The organism is Pseudomonas sp. MM213 (assembly GCF_020423045.1).
In the GTDB taxonomy this organism is placed as follows: Bacteria; Pseudomonadota; Gammaproteobacteria; order Pseudomonadales; family Pseudomonadaceae; genus Aquipseudomonas; species Aquipseudomonas migulae.
Window position 1 is genome coordinate 3,156,570 of sequence record NZ_CP081943.1, and the last position, 17,607, is coordinate 3,174,176.

The 17,607-nt window shown below is 59.2% G+C and carries 17 protein-coding genes and 1 tRNA gene; 7 read left to right on the forward strand and 11 right to left on the reverse strand.

Annotated features, from left to right (window positions below):
- Nucleotides 1–3: 3 nt before the first annotated feature.
- The 7 genes from K5R88_RS14350 (at nt 4) to K5R88_RS14380 (ending at nt 9,089) form a co-directional block, all read left to right on the forward strand.
- Nucleotides 4–1,512: a sigma-54-dependent transcriptional regulator gene (locus K5R88_RS14350; protein WP_008027814.1), complete on the forward strand. Its 1,509-nt coding sequence runs from the start codon at nt 4–6 to the stop codon at nt 1,510–1,512.
- Between the two features lie 433 nt (nt 1,513–1,945).
- On the forward strand, nt 1,946–2,329 hold the full coding sequence (gcvH, locus tag K5R88_RS14355) for a glycine cleavage system protein GcvH (protein ID WP_008027813.1): 384 nt from the start codon (nt 1,946–1,948) through the stop codon (nt 2,327–2,329).
- 11 nt (nt 2,330–2,340) lie between these two features.
- Nucleotides 2,341–5,193 carry an aminomethyl-transferring glycine dehydrogenase gene (gene gcvP / locus K5R88_RS14360; protein WP_226300160.1) on the forward strand — a complete coding sequence of 951 codons (2,853 nt, stop codon included), beginning with the start codon at nt 2,341–2,343 and terminating at the stop codon, nt 5,191–5,193.
- A gap of 162 nt (nt 5,194–5,355) precedes the next feature.
- Entirely contained in the window at nt 5,356–6,732 is a 1,377-nt protein-coding gene (locus tag K5R88_RS14365; protein ID WP_008038656.1) for an L-serine ammonia-lyase, read from the forward strand.
- 41 nt (nt 6,733–6,773) lie between these two features.
- Entirely contained in the window at nt 6,774–7,898 is a 1,125-nt protein-coding gene (gene gcvT, locus K5R88_RS14370; RefSeq protein ID WP_226300161.1) for a glycine cleavage system aminomethyltransferase GcvT, read from the forward strand.
- Nucleotides 7,899–8,291: 393 nt separating this feature from the next.
- Entirely contained in the window at nt 8,292–8,504 is a 213-nt protein-coding gene (locus tag K5R88_RS14375) for a cold-shock protein (RefSeq protein ID WP_007977299.1), read from the forward strand.
- A gap of 96 nt (nt 8,505–8,600) precedes the next feature.
- Nucleotides 8,601–9,089, forward strand: coding sequence for an RDD family protein (locus K5R88_RS14380; protein ID WP_226300162.1), 489 nt, complete (start codon nt 8,601–8,603; stop codon nt 9,087–9,089).
- Between the two features lie 134 nt (nt 9,090–9,223).
- Here the strand turns inward: K5R88_RS14380 and nadA are convergent, their stop codons facing one another.
- The 11 genes from nadA to ybgC form a co-directional block, all read right to left on the reverse strand.
- Nucleotides 9,224–10,282 carry a quinolinate synthase NadA gene (gene nadA / locus K5R88_RS14385; RefSeq protein WP_008027802.1) on the reverse strand — a complete coding sequence of 353 codons (1,059 nt, stop codon included), beginning with the start codon at nt 10,280–10,282 and terminating at the stop codon, nt 9,224–9,226.
- A 272-nt stretch (nt 10,283–10,554) separates the two neighbouring features.
- Nucleotides 10,555–10,630, reverse strand: a tRNA-Lys gene (locus K5R88_RS14390).
- Nucleotides 10,631–10,693: 63 nt separating this feature from the next.
- Nucleotides 10,694–11,386 (reverse strand): 7-cyano-7-deazaguanine synthase QueC, encoded by a 693-nt coding sequence (gene queC / locus K5R88_RS14395; RefSeq protein WP_192417089.1) that lies wholly within the window; start codon nt 11,384–11,386, stop codon nt 10,694–10,696.
- A gap of 1 nt (nt 11,387) precedes the next feature.
- Entirely contained in the window at nt 11,388–12,035 is a 648-nt protein-coding gene (gene queE / locus K5R88_RS14400) for a 7-carboxy-7-deazaguanine synthase QueE (RefSeq protein WP_192229105.1), read from the reverse strand.
- A 165-nt stretch (nt 12,036–12,200) separates the two neighbouring features.
- Entirely contained in the window at nt 12,201–13,034 is an 834-nt protein-coding gene (gene ybgF, locus K5R88_RS14405) for a tol-pal system protein YbgF (protein ID WP_008027795.1), read from the reverse strand.
- A 6-nt stretch (nt 13,035–13,040) separates the two neighbouring features.
- Nucleotides 13,041–13,538: a peptidoglycan-associated lipoprotein Pal gene (gene pal / locus K5R88_RS14410; protein WP_008027793.1), complete on the reverse strand. Its 498-nt coding sequence runs from the start codon at nt 13,536–13,538 to the stop codon at nt 13,041–13,043.
- Nucleotides 13,539–13,590: 52 nt separating this feature from the next.
- On the reverse strand, nt 13,591–14,892 hold the full coding sequence (gene tolB / locus K5R88_RS14415) for a Tol-Pal system beta propeller repeat protein TolB (protein WP_032832453.1): 1,302 nt from the start codon (nt 14,890–14,892) through the stop codon (nt 13,591–13,593).
- Nucleotides 14,889–15,968: a cell envelope integrity protein TolA gene (gene tolA, locus K5R88_RS14420; protein WP_008038679.1), complete on the reverse strand. Its 1,080-nt coding sequence runs from the start codon at nt 15,966–15,968 to the stop codon at nt 14,889–14,891. The genes tolB and tolA overlap by 4 nt, the downstream gene beginning before the upstream one ends.
- Nucleotides 15,968–16,420 carry a protein TolR gene (gene tolR / locus K5R88_RS14425; RefSeq protein WP_161806672.1) on the reverse strand — a complete coding sequence of 151 codons (453 nt, stop codon included), beginning with the start codon at nt 16,418–16,420 and terminating at the stop codon, nt 15,968–15,970. The genes tolA and tolR overlap by 1 nt, the downstream gene beginning before the upstream one ends.
- A gap of 23 nt (nt 16,421–16,443) precedes the next feature.
- Complete coding sequence (gene tolQ, locus K5R88_RS14430) at nt 16,444–17,139, reverse strand: protein TolQ (protein ID WP_008027789.1); 696 nt, start codon at nt 17,137–17,139, stop codon at nt 16,444–16,446.
- Entirely contained in the window at nt 17,129–17,596 is a 468-nt protein-coding gene (gene ybgC / locus K5R88_RS14435) for a tol-pal system-associated acyl-CoA thioesterase (RefSeq protein ID WP_008027788.1), read from the reverse strand. The genes tolQ and ybgC overlap by 11 nt, the downstream gene beginning before the upstream one ends.
- Nucleotides 17,597–17,607: the final 11 nt, after the last annotated feature.

The following is a 17,607-nucleotide window of genomic DNA, read 5'->3' on the forward strand; positions in this document are numbered from 1 at the left end:
CCCATGCGTATCCACGTCAGCTTCATCGACCGCGTCGGCATCACCCAGGAAGTCCTGGCCCTGCTCGGTGGGCGCAATCTCAATCTGGATGCGGTGGAAATGGTTCCGCCCAACGTCTACATCGACGCCCCGACCCTGAGCCCGGACGTGCTCGAAGAGCTGCACGACGCCTTGCTCAGCGTGCGCGGCGTGCAAGCGATGACGGTGGTCGACATCCTTCCCGGCCAACGTCGGCACTTGCAACTCGATGCGCTGCTCGCGGCCATGACCGACCCGGTACTGGCCCTGGACAGCGCCGGCAAGGTGCTGCTGGCCAACCCGGCATTGATTGCCTTGTACGGTCGCGAACCGGCCGGTGAAAGTGTCGCTGACCTGTTTGCCGATCCCGCATTGCTCGACGCCCTGCTGGAACACGGCTTTCGCCTGCCGCTGCGGGAGATCACCGTCAACGGCCAGACTTTGTTGCTGGACGCCACGCCGATCACCGACGCCGGCGCCCTGCTGACGCTGTATCAACCGAACCGCATCGGCGAACGCCTCTCGGCGCTGCACCACGACCATGCCGAAGGGTTCGATGCGCTGCTCGGCGAATCCCCGGCGATTCGTACGCTCAAGGCCCGCGCGCAGCGGGTTGCAGCCCTCGATGCGCCGCTGTTGATCCAGGGCGAAACCGGCACCGGCAAAGAACTCGTCGCCCGGGCCTGTCACGCCATCAGCGCGCGGCACAGTTCACCGTTCCTGGCACTGAACTGCGCGGCATTGCCAGAGAACCTCGCCGAAAGCGAACTGTTCGGCTACGCCCCCGGCGCCTTCACCGGTGCACAACGGGGCGGCAAACCGGGGCTGATGGAATTGGCCAACCAGGGCACGGTGTTTCTCGATGAGATCGGCGAGATGTCGCCGTACTTGCAGGCGAAACTGCTGCGCTTCCTTAACGACGGCAGTTTCCGTCGGGTGGGCGGTGATCGTGAAGTGAAGGTCAACGTGCGGATCCTCAGCGCCACGCACCGCGACCTGGAAAAAATGGTCAGCGAGGGCTCGTTCCGCGAAGACCTGTTCTATCGCCTCAACGTGCTCAACGTCGAAGTCCCGCCACTGCGCGAACGCGGCCAGGACATTCTGCTGCTGGCGCGCTATTTCATGCAGCAGGCCTGCGCGCAGATTCAGCGACCGGTGTGTCGCCTGGCACCGGGCACTTACCCGGCGTTGCTGGGCAACCGCTGGCCGGGCAACGTGCGGCAATTGCAGAACGTGATCTTTCGCGCCGCGGCGATTTGCGAAAGCAGCCTGGTGGACATCGGCGACCTCGACATCGCCGGCACCTCCGTGGCGCGCCAGAGCGACACAGAAGTCGACAGCCTGGAGCAGGCGATGGAAGAGTTCGAAAAGACCCTGCTGGAAAAACTCTACGTCAGCTACCCCTCGACGCGGCAACTGGCCAGCCGCCTGCAAACCTCCCACACCGCAATTGCCCATCGGTTGCGCAAGTACGGCATCCCCAACAAGCCGTAATAGCTGTTGGTTCGAACGGATTCTTTCGATAAACCTCGACCTGTAGGAGCCGGCTTGCTGGCGATGGCGATGCTGAAGACGCCATCGCCAGCAAGCCGGCTCCTACAGGTCGGTGTGCATCCTCGGGAATAGCGTCTGAAAACGACCTCCATCTGTACTGAAAGCGCTACAGCGGAACGATATCGATACACCCGCTTCGGATCACCGCTGCACAAGGCTTTGATCCACCTATACTTTTTTGTTCGCACTCGACTGTAGCGATTTCGCTACAGCGGTCAAACAGCCACGCCCGCAACAACTCTCTAACCAATTGATTTATAACAATAAAATCAAACTGGCCGCGAAATTGCTTAGTAACCACTCATAAATCAGGGCTTACGCCCAAGCATTCAATCGCGTCCACCAGACGAGTCTGGCCCCCTTAGGAGTTTCCATGAGCGAGTTGCGTTTTACTGAAGATCACGAATGGCTGCGTACCGAAGCTGATGGCTCTGTCACCGTCGGCATCACCGCTTTCGCGCAGAACGCTTTGGGCGACGTGGTTTTCGTACAACTGCCTGAGCTGCAGTCCTACGACAAAGGCGCAGAAGCCGCCACCGTGGAATCGGTAAAAGCCGCCAGCGGCGTGTACATGCCACTCGACGGTGAAGTGCTGGAAGTGAACCCGGCGCTGGACAGCAGCCCGGAACTGGTCAACGAAGATCCGCTGGGCGAAGGCTGGTTCTTCCGCTTCCAGCCAACTGACGCCTCGGCTGTCGCCAAACTGCTGGATCAGGACGCCTACGACCGTCTGATCAAAGCCAACGCCGAAGCCTGAGGAGCACGCACATGACTCAAATCAATCTGAGCACTGCCAACGAATTCATCGCGCGCCACATCGGCCCGCGTTCCGGCGATGAGCAAGCGATGCTCAACAGCCTCGGTTTCGACTCGCTGGAAGCCCTGAGCGCCAGCGTCATTCCGGACAGCATCAAAGGCACCAGCGTGCTCGGCCTCGAAGACGGCCTGAGCGAAGCCGACGCCCTGGCGTTGATCAAAGGCATCGCGGCCAAGAACCAGCTGTTCAAGACTTACATCGGCCAGGGCTACTACGGCACCCACACACCGTCGCCGATCCTGCGCAACCTGCTGGAAAACCCGGCCTGGTACACCGCCTACACCCCGTACCAGCCAGAAATCTCCCAGGGCCGTCTCGAAGCGCTGTTGAACTTCCAGACCCTGATCAGCGACCTGACCGGTTTGCCGATCGCCAACGCCTCGCTGCTCGACGAAGCCACTGCCGCCGCCGAAGCCATGACCTTCTGCAAGCGCCTGAGCAAGAACAAAGGCAGCCACGCGTTCTTCGCCTCTGTGCATTGCCACCCGCAAACCCTCGACGTGCTGCGCACCCGTGCCGAGCCATTGGGCATCGACGTGGTTGTCGGCGACGAGCTTGAACTGACTGACGTGACGCCGTTCTTCGGCGCCCTGCTGCAATACCCGGCCAGCAACGGTGACGTCTTCGACTACCGTGCACTGACCGAGCGTTTCCACGCTGCCAACGCACTGGTTGCCGTCGCTGCCGACCTGCTGGCCCTGACCGTGCTGACCCCGCCGGGCGAGTTCGGTGCCGACGTCGCCATCGGCAGCGCACAACGCTTCGGCGTGCCGCTGGGCTTCGGTGGCCCGCACGCGGCTTACTTCTCTACCAAAGATGCGTTCAAGCGCGACATGCCGGGCCGTCTGGTCGGTGTCTCCGTGGACCGTTTCGGCAAGCCGGCCCTGCGCCTGGCCATGCAGACCCGCGAGCAACATATCCGCCGCGAGAAGGCCACCAGCAACATCTGCACCGCGCAGGTTCTGCTGGCCAACATCGCCAGCATGTACGCCGTGTATCACGGCCCGAAAGGCCTGACGCAGATTGCCAACCGCATTCATCACCTGACCGCGATCCTCGCCAAGGGCTTGAGCGCACTGGGCCTGACCGTCGAGCAAGCCAGCTTCTTCGACACCCTGACCCTGAACACCGGCGCCAACACCGCCAAACTGCATGACAAGGCGCGTGCGCAGCAGATCAACCTGCGCGTAGTCGATGGCGAGCGTCTGGGCCTGTCCCTCGACGAAACCACTTCGCAAGCTGACGTCGAAACCCTGTGGGCCTTGTTTGCCGACGGTAAGGCGCTGCCAGACTTCGCCGCCCTCGCCGCTTCCGTGCAAAGCACCATCCCGGCTGCGCTGGTTCGCCAATCGCCGATCCTCAGCCACCCGGTGTTCAACCGTTATCACTCGGAAACCGAGCTGATGCGCTACCTGCGCAAGCTCGCCGACAAGGACCTGGCCCTGGATCGCACCATGATCCCGCTGGGTTCGTGCACCATGAAACTCAACGCCGCCAGCGAAATGATCCCGGTGACCTGGGCTGAGTTCGGTGCCCTGCACCCGTTCGCCCCAGCCGAGCAAAGCGCCGGCTACCAGCAACTGACCGACGAACTGGAAGCGATGCTCTGCGCCGCCACCGGTTACGACTCGATCTCGCTGCAACCGAACGCCGGCTCCCAAGGTGAATACGCCGGTCTGCTGGCCATTCGTGCTTACCACCAGAGCCGTGGCGAAGACCGTCGCGACATCTGCCTGATCCCGTCGTCCGCCCACGGCACCAACCCGGCTACCGCCAACATGGCTGGCATGCGCGTGGTCGTGACCGCCTGCGACGCCCGTGGCAACGTCGACATCGAAGACCTGCGCGCCAAGGCCATCGAGCACCGCGAACACCTCGCTGCGCTGATGATCACTTACCCGTCGACCCACGGCGTGTTCGAAGAAGGCATCCGCGAAATCTGCGGCATCATTCATGACAACGGCGGCCAGGTGTACATCGACGGCGCCAACATGAACGCGATGGTCGGCCTCTGCGCGCCGGGCAAGTTCGGCGGCGACGTGTCCCACCTGAACCTGCACAAAACCTTCTGCATTCCTCACGGTGGTGGCGGCCCGGGCGTCGGCCCGATCGGCGTGAAATCGCACCTGACCCCGTTCCTGCCGGGCCACGCCCAGATGGATCGCAAGGAAGGCGCGGTCTGCGCAGCACCGTTCGGCAGCGCGAGCATTCTGCCGATCACCTGGATGTACATTCGCATGATGGGTGGCGCGGGTCTCAAGCGTGCATCGCAGTTGGCGATCCTCAATGCCAACTACATCTCCCGTCGCCTCGAAGAGCACTATCCAGTGCTGTACACCGGCAGCAACGGCCTGGTTGCGCACGAATGCATCCTCGACTTGCGTCCGTTGAAAGACAGCAGCGGCATCAGCGTCGATGACGTTGCCAAGCGCCTGATCGACTTCGGCTTCCACGCCCCGACCATGTCGTTCCCGGTCGCCGGCACGCTGATGATCGAGCCGACCGAAAGCGAATCCAAGGAAGAACTGGACCGCTTCTGCGACGCCATGATCCGCATCCGCGAAGAAATCCGCGCAGTGGAAAACGGCACTCTGGACAAGGACGACAACCCGCTGAAAAACGCCCCGCACACTGCAGCGGAACTGGTCGGCGAGTGGTCCCATCCGTACAGCCGTGAGCAAGCGGTGTACCCGGTCGCGTCGTTGATCGAAGGCAAATACTGGCCGCCGGTCGGTCGCGTCGACAACGTCTTCGGTGATCGCAACCTGGTTTGCGCTTGCCCGTCGATCGAAAGCTACGCTTGATCTATAGGGGGCGGACTCTCTCGCCCCACTAGGACGCCACAAAACCCCGTAGGAGCGAGGCTTGCCCGCGAAGAGGCCATCAAGGTCGCCAAAAGCTTCGCGGGCAAGCCTCGCTCCTACGGGGTCGCGGTGCTCCTCATAACAAGAAACCGGAGAACAACCATGTCGTTAAGCGTGTTCGACCTGTTCAAGATTGGCATCGGCCCCTCCAGCTCCCATACCGTCGGCCCGATGCGCGCTGCTGCGCGTTTCGTCGAAGGTTTGCGCCGTGAAGGGCTGCTGGCCGCCACCACCTGCGTCAAAGTTGAGCTCTACGGCTCGCTCGGCGCCACCGGCAAGGGCCACGGCAGCGACAAGGCTGTGCTGCTCGGACTGGAAGGTGAACACCCGGACACCGTTAACACCGAAACCGTCGCCGCCCGTCTGCAAGACATTCGTGGCAACGGTCGCTTGAACCTGCTCGGCGAACACAGCATTGCGTTCAACGAGAAAGAACACCTGGCGATGATCCGCAAACCGCTGGCCTATCACCCCAACGGCATGATCTTTCGCGCGTTCGACGCGGCGGGCCTGCAGATCCGCAGCCGCGAGTACTACTCGGTCGGCGGCGGTTTCGTCGTCGATGAAGACGCCGCCGGCGCCGACCGCATCGTCGAAGACGCCACTCCCCTGACCTTCCCGTTCAAAAGCGCCAAGGACCTGCTCACTCATTGCACCACCTACGGTCTGTCCATCAGCCAGGTGATGCTGACCAACGAAAGCGCCTGGCGCCCGGAAGCGGAAACCCGCGCCGGCCTGCTGAAAATCTGGCAAGTGATGCAGGATTGCGTCGACGCCGGTTGCCGCAACGAAGGCATCCTGCCCGGCGGTTTGAAGGTCAAGCGGCGGGCGGCAGCGCTGCATCGGCAACTGTGCAAGAACCCCGAATCGTCGCTGCGCGATCCGTTGTCGGTGCTGGACTGGGTCAACCTGTACGCCCTGGCGGTCAACGAAGAAAATGCCAATGGCGGGCGCGTGGTCACCGCGCCTACCAACGGTGCAGCGGGCATCGTCCCGGCAGTTTTGCACTACTACATGCGCTTCATCCCCGGCGCCAACGAAGACGGCGTCGTACGTTTCCTGCTGACGGCTGCCGCCATCGGCATTCTCTATAAAGAAAACGCCTCGATCTCCGGCGCTGAAGTCGGCTGTCAGGGTGAAGTCGGCGTGGCCTGTTCGATGGCGGCCGGCGCGTTGTGCGAAGTGCTTGGCGGCACCGTGCAGCAAGTGGAAAACGCCGCCGAAATCGGCATGGAACACAACCTCGGCCTGACCTGCGACCCGATCGGCGGGCTGGTGCAAGTGCCTTGCATCGAGCGCAACGCCATGGGCTCGGTGAAAGCCATCAATGCCGTGCGTATGGCTCTGCGTGGCGACGGTCAGCACTTCGTCTCCCTCGACAAAGTCATCCGCACCATGCGCCAGACCGGCGCCGACATGAAAAGCAAATACAAGGAAACCGCCCGTGGCGGTTTGGCGGTCAACATTATCGAGTGCTGATGCGCGCTCACTGCATCTGCACACTTTTTCAGGAGCTGGATATGTCCACCGAACAACTGTTGAAAACCCCGTTGCACGCACTGCACATCGAACTCGGCGCCCGCATGGTGCCGTTTGCCGGCTATGACATGCCGGTGCAGTACCCGCTGGGCGTCATGAAGGAACACCAACACACCCGTGATCAGGCCGGGCTGTTCGATGTTTCGCACATGGGCCAGATCCGCCTGACCGGCGCCAATGCCGCCAAGGCCCTGGAAACCCTGGTGCCGGTGGACATTATCGACCTGCCGGTGGGCATGCAGCGCTACGCCATGTTCACTAACGGGACGGGCGGCATCCTCGATGACCTGATGGTCGCCAACCTCGGTAACGACGAACTGTTCCTGGTGGTCAACGCGGCCTGCAAGGATCAGGACCTCGCGCACCTGCGCAAACACATCGGCGACCAATGCACCATCGAGCCGCTGTTCGAAGAACGCGCACTGCTGGCTCTGCAAGGTCCGGCCGCCGTCACGGTGCTCGCGCGCCTGGCGCCGGAAGTGGCGAAAATGACGTTCATGCAGTTCGCCCGCGTGAAGTTGCTGGGCGTGGACTGCTTTGTCAGCCGCTCGGGTTACACCGGCGAAGACGGCTTCGAAATCTCCGTGCCGGCAGCCAATGCCGAAGCGTTGGCCCGCGCCCTGCTGGCCGAACCGGAAGTCGCGGCCATCGGCCTGGGCGCTCGTGATTCGCTGCGCCTGGAAGCCGGCCTGTGCCTCTACGGCCACGACATGAACACCGACACCACTCCGATTGAAGCGAGCCTGCTGTGGGCCATCTCCAAGCCTCGACGTGCCGATGGCGCGCGGGCCGGCGGTTTCCCTGGCGCTGAAACCGTGTTCGCCCAGCAGCAAGCCGGTGTCAGCCGCAAGCGTGTAGGCCTGTTGCCGCAGGAACGCACACCCGTGCGCGAGGGCGCAGAGATCGTCAACGAAGCAGGCGACATCATCGGTAGCGTTTGCAGCGGTGGTTTCGGTCCGACTCTGAGCGGTCCTTTGGCCATGGGTTACCTCGACAGCGCATACATCGCCATCGACACACCTGTGTTCGCAATTGTTCGTGGGAAAAAGGTGCCTTTGCTTGTAAGCAAAATGCCATTCGTTGCACAACGCTACTATCGTGGTTGATTGACTGTTTCTATAAGTAACGCGGTTGCGTTAACAGTGCACTAATGTGTAACGCAACCGCCATAAAAGAGTGCAAGCTTTCGTTTATGAACCCTGCTTATAACAATCGAAAGCAATTGAACCACCGCATCGAATAAGCTGGAACTAGTGAACACACTTATGGCCAGAAACCTGAGTAAAACCGGGCTTCTCACGGGGCTTGTTTTTTCTCCCGTAGTTGGCGTAGAGTTTGTTCACTGTGTTTGCATGGGTCGCTTGGAATCGTGACCTGGGCAGTAGCCTACAAGTTAGCTACATCCCGTTCGGCGTCTTCTTACTCTCCCTGCAACCAGCCCCAGTACTCTTTCATGAGAAAGAGACTGTCATTAATTTTTGCGTCAAAGGAAATAAGAAATGTCCCAACGTCAGAGCGGTACCGTCAAGTGGTTTAACGACGAGAAAGGTTTTGGTTTTATCACTCCAGAAAGCGGTCCGGATCTGTTCGTGCATTTCCGCGCTATTCAGGGCAACGGCTTCAAGAGCCTGAAAGAAGGCCAGAAAGTGACCTTCATCGCCGTGCAAGGCCAGAAAGGCATGCAGGCTGACGAAGTACAAGCAGAAGCCTAACCTTCTGTAACGAAAAAGCCCCTGATGCTGACATCAGGGGCTTTTTTGTGCGCGTAAATCCGTAAAATGGCTTCTTTTTCCGTCGAGAGCCCTGCCATGTCGAAACACCTGCTCACCCCTCAGGGCGACTTTCCCGCCGCGCCCCTGGGCCGTCGCCTGGCAGCGATGTTCTATGATTTTCTGTTGTGCACTGCTCTGTTGATCGTCACCAGCGGCCTCTACAAGATGATCCAGATGGCGATCATCGGCGAAGACAAAATGCGTACCCTGACCGAAGCCGGCGCGCTGGACGGTGATCCGTTGCTGTCGACGGTGTTGTTGTTCGTGCTGTTCGGCTTCTTCGCCAAGTTCTGGACCTGGTCCGGGCAGACGCTGGGCATGCAGGTATGGTGCATCCGCGTGCAGAACGCCGATGGCTCATCCATCAGCCTGTGGCAGGCGCTGCTGCGCTTTGTCGTGTCGATCGCATCATTGCTGTGCGTCGGCCTTGGATTCATCTGGTCGCTGTTCGACAAACAGAAACGCAGCTGGCATGACATCTATTCAGGCACCCAACTGGTGCGGATCCCGAAGAAAACCAAATAATCGGATAGCGTAAAACCATTGTGGGAGCGAGCCTGCTCGCGATGGCGGAGTGTCAGCCGACATTAATGTTTGCTGACACTCCGCCATCGCGAGCAGGCTCGCTCCCACAGGTTTTTCAATTTGCCTGACAGCTATCAGGCGTTCCCGGCCAGCTTCATCCGCGCAGCCTGAGTGAAGTCCAGCATCCGCTTCAACGGGCGAATCGCCTGAGGAATCAGCGCCGGATCGACAAAGATCTCGTTCGCCCCTTCTTTCAAGGCCTTCAGCGTGCGCTCAAGCGTATTCATCGCCATCCACGGGCAGTGCGCGCAACTGCGACACGCCGCGCCGTTACCCGCTGTTGGCGCCTCGATGAACACCTTGTCCGGGCACAACTGCTGCATCTTGTAGAAGATGCCACGGTCGGTGGCAACGATAAGCGTCTTGTTCGGCAGGCTCTGCGCCGCTGCGATCAACTGACTGGTGGAACCGACAGCGTCCGCCAGCTCGATCACTGAGGTCGGTGATTCCGGGTGCACCAGAATCGCCGCGTCCGGATACAGCGCTTTCATGTCTTCGAGCTGCTTGGACTTGAACTCTTCGTGAACGATGCAGGCACCGTCCCACAGCAACATGTCCGCACCGGTCTGGCGCTGAATGTAGGTGCCCAGGTGTTTGTCCGGGCCCCAGATGATCGTTTCGCCGTTATCCATCAGGCTTTCAACGATTTCCAGAGCGCAGCTTGATGTAACAACCCAGTCCGCCCGGGCCTTGACCGCTGCCGAGGTGTTGGCATACACCACCACGGTACGTTCCGGGTGCTGATCGCAGAACGCCGAGAACTCGTCCACCGGGCAACCCAGATCCAGCGAGCAGGTCGCTTCCAGGGTCGGCATCAGCACACGTTTTTCAGGGTTGAGGATTTTGGCGGTTTCGCCCATGAATTTCACACCGGCAACCACAACGGTCTTGGCCGGGTGAGCATTGCCGAAGCGGGCCATCTCCAGCGAGTCGGAGACACAGCCTCCGGTTTCTTCAGCCAGGGCTTGAATAACCGGATCACAGTAAAAGTGCGCAACCAGCACTGCGTCCTGAGCCTTGAGCTCGGCGGCGATGGCAGCACGGTAATAGGCCTCCTCCTCGACCGTCAGCGGCTTGGGCTGCTTGGCATCGAGGTGGGCTTGAACCAGAAGGCGTTCGGAAATCTGCGTCATGTTCGCAAGACCTGCAGGCGCATTCGCGCGAAAGTCGAGTATACACCCGGCTCCGGACCACTTGAGGGTACCGCCGGGAGAGTGAGTATCATCAGGCACGGACAGCGTGAAACTGCGCAAGGCTACAGAATATCGTGCGGATGCAAAAGATGATTCTGACCTGCGTCACGGGGAGCACCCCTGAACCAGGCAGACCTTAAATCGCAGGCAAAAAAAAATCCGGAAATCCTCACTTTCGTGGGCCTTCCAGACTTTTAAAACTGCTATAAAAATGGTGGGTCGTGTGGGATTCGAACCTACGACCAATTGGTTAAAAGCCAACTGCTCTACCAACTGAGCTAACGACCCGCTGTGTGGTGGCGCGTATAATACTGATTTTTAAGGACTATTCAACACCTAATTTGAAATAAATCAAAAATAAGGTGTTGGATCGCTGATTCCGGCTGCTGCAAAGCCTTCCGCACGCAGTCGGCAGCTGTCGCATTTGCCGCACGCGTAGCCTTTATCGTCCGCCTGATAGCAGGAAACGGTCAGACCGTAATCGACGCCCAGCTTCACGCCCGCCTGGACGATCTGCGCCTTGCTCAGGTTTTGCAGGGGTGCCTGAATGCGGAAGCCATTGCCTTCGACACCGGCCTTGGTCGCCAGATTGGCCATGCGCTCGAAGGACTCGATGAACTCAGGACGGCAATCCGGATAGCCGGAGTAATCGACAGCGTTAACGCCAATGAAGATGTCGCGCGCCCCGAGCACTTCGGCCCAGCCTAGCGCCAGGGACAGAAACACGGTGTTGCGAGCAGGCACGTAAGTCACAGGGATGCCTTCACCAGCCTCTTCCGGCACATCAATGCTGCTGTCGGTCAGTGCCGAGCCACCGATGCCGTTCAGGTTCAAACCGATGACCTTGTGCTCGACCACACCCAAGTCCCGGGCAACACGTTCAGCGGCGTGCAATTCGGCGTGAGACCGCTGACCGTAATCGAAGCTCATCGTGTAGCAGCTGTAGCCTTCAGCGCGAGCCATGGCCACGACCGTCGCCGAGTCGAGGCCGCCGGACAGCAGGATGACCGCACGTTTTTCAGCAGTATTCGATTGTTCAGTCATATCAGCGCCCCGGCTCGTCATTCCAAAGATATTTATGCAGCTGCAGTTGCAGACGTACTGGCAGGTTGTCCGCCACCACCCAGTCGGCCAGATCCCGAGCATTCAGGTCATGGTGGCTTGGCGAGAACAGCACTTCACCGGCTCGGCGATCCAGACCGTACTGAATCAGCTTCGACACGGCCCAGTCGTAGTCTTCCCGCGAGCAGATGACAAACTTCACCTGGTCGTTGGGGGTGAGCAGCTCGATGTTCTCATAGCGGTTGCGGTGCGCTTCCTTCGAACCTGGGGTTTTCAGGTCGACAACGCGACTGACGCGTGAATCTACCGCCGAGATATCAAGCGCACCACTGGTTTCCAGTGACACTTCGTAACCGGCGTCGCACAACTGCTTGAGCAATGGGATGGCATTAGGTTGCGCCAGCGGCTCTCCGCCGGTGACACACACATAACGCGGGCGGAAACCGGCCACTTGCTCGAGGATGTCGTCGAGCGTTCGGACAGTGCCGCCAGTGAACGCATAGGCGCTGTCGCAGTATTGGCAACGCAATGGGCAACCGGTCAGGCGCACAAATACTGTGGGCAGCCCGGCAGTCCGCGTTTCCCCCTGCAACGAGTAGAAAACTTCGGTAATTCTCAATGTGTCTTGCATAGTCGCCACGGGCGTAACAGCTAAACAGGCTGTCCGCCTCCGTCAGCACTTCAAGGAACCTCGCCAACGCGCAGGCCCCAAAAAGCGTATTTCATAAAAAGGGCGTGAATTCTAACGAAAAAACCCGCGACAAGCGCGGGTTTCTTCGAAATGGGTCAAGCAGGCTTACATACGTTGCAGATCGCGTTGGGCCAGCTGAGCGGCGGAAGTGCCCGGATATTGGGACACAACCTGTTGCAGAATGCCTTTTACCTTGTCGGGATGACCGAGGCGGCGTTCTACATCAGCCAGCTTGTACAGCGAATCAGGCACTTTGTTGTGCTTTGGGTACAGCTGCGAAACCTTGGCAAATGCCTGACCTGCACCTTGCAGATCGCCTTTGGCCAGGTTTACTTCGCCCAACCAGTACTGGGCGTTGCCCGCGTATTGGCTGTTCGGGTATTTGCGCAGGAAAGCGGAGAAAGCCTGACTGGCTTTGTCGAAATCCTTGGCCTTGATCAAGTCGAAGGCTGCATCGTAATACAGTTTTTCCTTCGCTGGATCCGCCGGTTCGCTACCCGCGGCAGGAGCCTGAGCGGCTGCCGCCCCTGCACCCGCTGCTGCGCCGGGGGCATTCAGATCGCCACCGGCAGAAGAATTCTCAGGAGTCGCGGCTGGTGCAACGCCGGTTCCTATGCGCCGATCAAGATCCTGGTATCGCTCCAGGTTTTCCTGCTTCATGCGCGCTACATCATTTTGCAGAACTTCAATCACACCTTGTTGGCGCGAGATCTGCTCCTGCATCGATTGCAGTTGGTTGAACAGCTCGCCCTGTGCCGAGACAGGGGCCGAAACCCCTCCCCCGGCATAGGCGCCGTTCGTACCGTAACCCGCAGGCGGATAACTACTCCCGCTATTGTTATAGCCGGAGTCATTATCGACCACAGGAACCGCAGCCCACACCGCAAGCGGTGCGAGGCTGAGAGCCAAAACAGTTACAGCACGACGGCACGTTCGCATGACGAATTACTTACGCAGTTCGACGCGACGGTTTTGAGCCCAGGACTGCTCGTCGTTGCCGGTAGCAACTGGACGCTCTTCGCCGTAGGAAACCAGTTCCAGCTGAGCTGGGGAAACACCTTGCAGTACCAGGTAGCGTTGAACGGCTTTCGCACGACGCTCGCCCAGTGCCAGGTTGTACTCACGAGTACCACGTTCGTCGGTGTTGCCTTCCAGAACAACGCGAGCGCCGTTTGCTTTCAGGTCTTTGGCGTGAACGTCCAGAGCGCGCATGGCTTCTGGCTTCAGGTCCGAGCTATCGTATTCGAAGTAGAAGGTGGTGATTGCGCGCAGAGCAGCTTCTTCGCTCAGGGAGCCATCAACGGCACCAGTGTTAGCGCCGTAACCAGCGTTTGGATCAACAGCGCCTTCACCGGCATTGTCGCCGCCTTTGGACGAGCAACCTACAGCTACAGCCATGGCCAGAGCCAGCGCAGCAAATTTACCAAACTTCAGCATTTCCATCGTGAAACTCCTAATGAACCCCAGTGTGTTAAGTACAACGTGTAGCGCCGCGTCAGTTCAGGTAAGGGGACCAGGAAGGTTCTCTGACTTCGCCTTGTGCGGTAGGAAGCGGGAGCCTTACGCGTCCATTAATGGACACGAGCATCAAGACTCCCCGGCCCTGCTGGCGGGTGGCGTAGATTACCATGGTGCCGTTGGGCGCAACAGTAGGCGACTCGTCCAGAGTGCTATCAGTGAGGATTTTTACGCTTCCGCGCTGCAAATCCTGGGCCGCCACCTTGAAATTAGTGAAGCCATCCTGGCGGTGAATCATCACCAGGGTCTTTTCATCAGCCGAAAGCTTCGGATTGGCGTTGTAGTTGCCGATGAAAGTCACACGCTCCGCACCACCGCCACTGGCGCTGGTTTTGTAGATTTGTGGCTTGCCGCCACGGTCGGAGGTGAAGTAAAGGGTATTACCATCCTTGCCCCAGAACGGTTCGGTGTTGATGCCAGGACCGTTGGTAACACGGGTCAGCTGACGCGAACCCAGGTTCATCACATAGATATCCGGGTTACCGTCTTTCGACAGAACCAACGCCAGGCGATTGCCATCCGGCGACCAGGCTGGCGCGCCATTCAGGCCTTCGAAGTTGGTGATCTGCTCACGGCGACCGGTATCGATGTTCTGCATGAAGATGCGCGGACGCTTCTGCTCGAACGACACATAAGCGATGCGCTTGCCATCCGGTGCAAAACGCGGCGACAGGATCGGCTCGCGCGATTGCAGCAGGGTCACGGCGCGGGCACCGTCATAGTCAGAACGTTGCAGCGTGTAGCGCGTGTTCTTCTCGGAGAAACGCTCTGCAGTCACGTACAGCAGACGTGTCGAGAACGCACCTTTGATACCGGTGAGTTTTTCGAACGACTGGTCCGCGATGTAGTGCGACATGTCACGCAGTTGATCAACGCTGCCCGACACGCTGCCGGTCAGCACTTGCTGTTCGGTGGCGACGTTGAACAGAGCGTATTGAACCTGCAGGCGACCGCCCGCCGGAGCAATGCTGCCGACCATGACGTACTGGGCGCCGAGCGCCTTGAAGTCACGGAAGATGATTTCGCTGGCCTGGCTCGGCTGGCTGATCATGTTCTGCTTTGGAATCGGCGAGTAGTAACCCGAGTTGCGCAGGTCGTTACCGATGATTTCGGCCATGTCGTCCGGCAATACGCTGCCGCCCTGGTTGCCAAACGGTACGACGGCGATCGGAGTAGCCCGATCGCTGCCGCTGGTGACCAGAATGTTTTTTTCATCTGCCGTCGCAATCCCTGCCAGGCAGCAGATCACGACAAGCATTCCTCGAAGAAGGTTTCTCACAAGGCTAGATCCTCAGGTGTGAATGTCATCTTGAATGAACGATACGGAGCGAAATCACTCGGCTTCATTCCCTGCATTTCTGTCAAACGTCCAATATTCTTGACCGCAGCAACTGCCGACGCGTCAAACGGACCGTCACCACTGGACTTGGACACGCTGACCGAAGTCACCGTACCGTCCGGCAACATGCCGATTTGCAACACGACCGTCATGCCTTTGCGTGCCGAAGGTGGACGAGCCCAGCCTTCCGCTGCACGAGCACGAATCAGGTCATCGAAACTGCCGGCGACTTCGTCACCCTGCTCATCCGCCAAGGCCTGCTGACGCTGAGGCGTGTCGGAAAGCAAATCTGCCAGGGCCTGAGCCTTTTTCTCTTCGGCGGATTTACGTGCCGCTTCCTGCGATTTCTTTTTCGCAGCATCGGCAGCAGCTTTCTTCTTCGCATCTTCGGCGACTTTCTTCTTCGCCTCTTCAGCTTCAGATTTCTTCTTGGCGTCTTCCGCGGCTTTCTTCTTCGCGTCTTCGACGATCTTCTTCTTGGCTTCTTCAGCGGCCGCTTTCTTGGCCTCTTCTTCAGCAGCCTTCTTGGCTTCTTCTTCGGACTTCTTCTTGGCTATATCAGCCAATTGTTTCTCTTCAGCCTTTTTGGCCTCGGCGGTCTTCTTCGCTTCATCGGCTTTTTTGGCTTCATCAGCCTTTTTAGCCTCTTCCGCTTTCTTGGTCTCGTCGGCCTTCTTGGATTCTTCGGCTTTTTGAGCCGCGTCTTCCTTCTTTTGTTCCGCAGCCTTGATCGCTTCCTGCTCGATCAACTTCTGTTCCATCTGCTCGACTTCGGTCTGGCGCGCGGCGGATTTCTTCGCCTCACCCGCAATCTTCTGATTGGTCTGGGTGGTCGCCTGGCTTTTCGACTTCAGTTGGTACAGGGTCGCCTGGACAATCGGCTTGGCCGGCGGCAGCTCCGGTGTGAAGGCAAAACTGACGAACAGCATGCCGAAAACCAGCACGTGCAAGACAATCGCCAGGACACTAGGCCAGAAGTAGCTTTCCGAGGCGGATGGCTCTCGCATTTGCTGCATCAGGGTGCCTCGGTAATCAAGCCAACATTACCGACCCCGGCCTTCTGCAATCCGCCCATGGCACCCATGACGGAACCGTAATCGACGGTTTTGTCGCCGCGGATGAACACCTGGGTACGTTTGCCGCCTTCAGTCCCGGCGCGAATGATCTTGGTCACCGCATCAGTCATCTGAGGCAAGGTCATTGCCCTGTCCTGCTGCTTTTCAGTGTCGACTTCGCTGCCAAGGTTCCAGTAGTAGGTCTTGTCAGCCTTGATCGAAATGGTCAGGACCTGGGTGTTGTTGTCCTGCGGCAAGGCTTCGCTGGAAACCTTGGGCAGATCAACTTTCACGCCCTGATTGAGCATCGGCGCGGTCACCATGAAGATGACCAGCAGTACCAGCATCACGTCGATGTAAGGCACTACGTTCATCTCGGCAACCGGCTTGCGCTTTTTGCGAGCTCGAGCGATTAAAGCCATTGGAAATTACCTGCTTATTCTTCGCTGGTGTGCACTTTGCGGTGCAGGATCGCCTGGAATTCATCGGCGAAGGTGTAGTAACGGCCGATCAGCGTTTCGCTGCGAGCGGCAAAACGGTTGTAAGCGATAACGGCAGGGATGGCGGCGAACAGGCCGATCGCAGTTGCAATCAGTGCCTCGGCGATACCTGGAGCCACAGTGGCCAGGGTCGCTTGCTGGGCAGTTGCCAGGCCACGGAAGGAGTTCATGATGCCCCAGACCGTACCGAACAGACCGATGTAAGGGCTGACGGAACCGACGGTGGCGAGGAACGGCAGGCTTTGCTCGAGCTTTTCTTCTTCGCGGGAGATGGCGACGCGCATGGCGCGGGCCACGCCTTCCATGACCGCTTCCGGGTCAACGCCTGGCTGCTGACGCAGACGGGAGAATTCCTTGAAGCCGGCACGGAAGATCTGCTCGACGCCCGAATCCGGGTCCGGGTTGCTGCCGGCCTGACGGTACAGTTTGGACAGGTCGATACCCGACCAGAAGCGCTCTTCGAAGCTCTCCAGGGCGCGTCGACCGGCGCGCAGCAAGTTGCTGCGCTGAAAGATCATGATCCATGAGGTCACCGATGCGGCTACCAGGATCAGCATTACCAGTTGCACCACGATACTGGCATTGCTGACCAGGCTCCACATGGAGGAATGGTCGACGACGTTAGCTTCCACGCTTTATCTCCTGCTTTGAGTGTGTACCCGCGCCGCTCACGTCGGCAAAGGCCGCACGTAGAGCTTCGGGAATGGCCCGGGGTTTTAAACTTTCAGTGCGCACACAGGCCACCAAAAACTGCCCTTCACAGAGCAGCGCATTATCCGTGGCTCGCCTGACCTGCTGTTTAAAGCGCAGGCTGACACGGTTCAATTCGATTACTTCAGCGCTTACCAGTAGCTCGTCGTCCAGTCGCGCCGGCGCGTGGTAACGCGCTTCGCTGGAATGCACGACAAACAACAGGTCCTCCCCTGCCAGCTGGGATTGGGCAAAGCCCAGCTCCCGGAGCCGCTCGGTTCGAGCCCGTTCCATAAACTTGAGGTAATTAACGTAATACACGATGCCGCCCGCATCGGTGTCCTCGTAATAAACGCGACAACGATGTGCGAAAGGCTCAAGCCCGTTTTGCGCGCGCATACTCTAGTGCT

Excerpts from the sequence above, each read along its gene's own strand:
- K5R88_RS14375 (WP_007977299.1), top strand. The coding sequence starts at position 8,292 with ATGTCCCAACGTCAGAGCGGTACCGTCAAGTGGTTTAACGACGAGAAA.
- ybgC (WP_008027788.1), bottom strand. The coding sequence starts at position 17,596 with ATGCGCGCGCAAAACGGGCTTGAGCCTTTCGCACATCGTTGTCGCGTT.
- gcvT (WP_226300161.1), top strand. The coding sequence starts at position 6,774 with ATGTCCACCGAACAACTGTTGAAAACCCCGTTGCACGCACTGCACATC.
- K5R88_RS14380 (WP_226300162.1), top strand. The coding sequence starts at position 8,601 with ATGTCGAAACACCTGCTCACCCCTCAGGGCGACTTTCCCGCCGCGCCC.
- queE (WP_192229105.1), bottom strand. The coding sequence starts at position 12,035 with ATGCAAGACACATTGAGAATTACCGAAGTTTTCTACTCGTTGCAGGGG.
- queC (WP_192417089.1), bottom strand. The coding sequence starts at position 11,386 with ATGACTGAACAATCGAATACTGCTGAAAAACGTGCGGTCATCCTGCTG.
- pal (WP_008027793.1), bottom strand. The coding sequence starts at position 13,538 with ATGGAAATGCTGAAGTTTGGTAAATTTGCTGCGCTGGCTCTGGCCATG.
- gcvP (WP_226300160.1), top strand. The coding sequence starts at position 2,341 with ATGACTCAAATCAATCTGAGCACTGCCAACGAATTCATCGCGCGCCAC.
- K5R88_RS14350 (WP_008027814.1), top strand. The coding sequence starts at position 4 with ATGCGTATCCACGTCAGCTTCATCGACCGCGTCGGCATCACCCAGGAA.
- nadA (WP_008027802.1), bottom strand. The coding sequence starts at position 10,282 with ATGACGCAGATTTCCGAACGCCTTCTGGTTCAAGCCCACCTCGATGCC.
- tolA (WP_008038679.1), bottom strand. The coding sequence starts at position 15,968 with ATGCAGCAAATGCGAGAGCCATCCGCCTCGGAAAGCTACTTCTGGCCT.
- gcvH (WP_008027813.1), top strand. The coding sequence starts at position 1,946 with ATGAGCGAGTTGCGTTTTACTGAAGATCACGAATGGCTGCGTACCGAA.
- ybgF (WP_008027795.1), bottom strand. The coding sequence starts at position 13,034 with ATGCGAACGTGCCGTCGTGCTGTAACTGTTTTGGCTCTCAGCCTCGCA.
- K5R88_RS14365 (WP_008038656.1), top strand. The coding sequence starts at position 5,356 with ATGTCGTTAAGCGTGTTCGACCTGTTCAAGATTGGCATCGGCCCCTCC.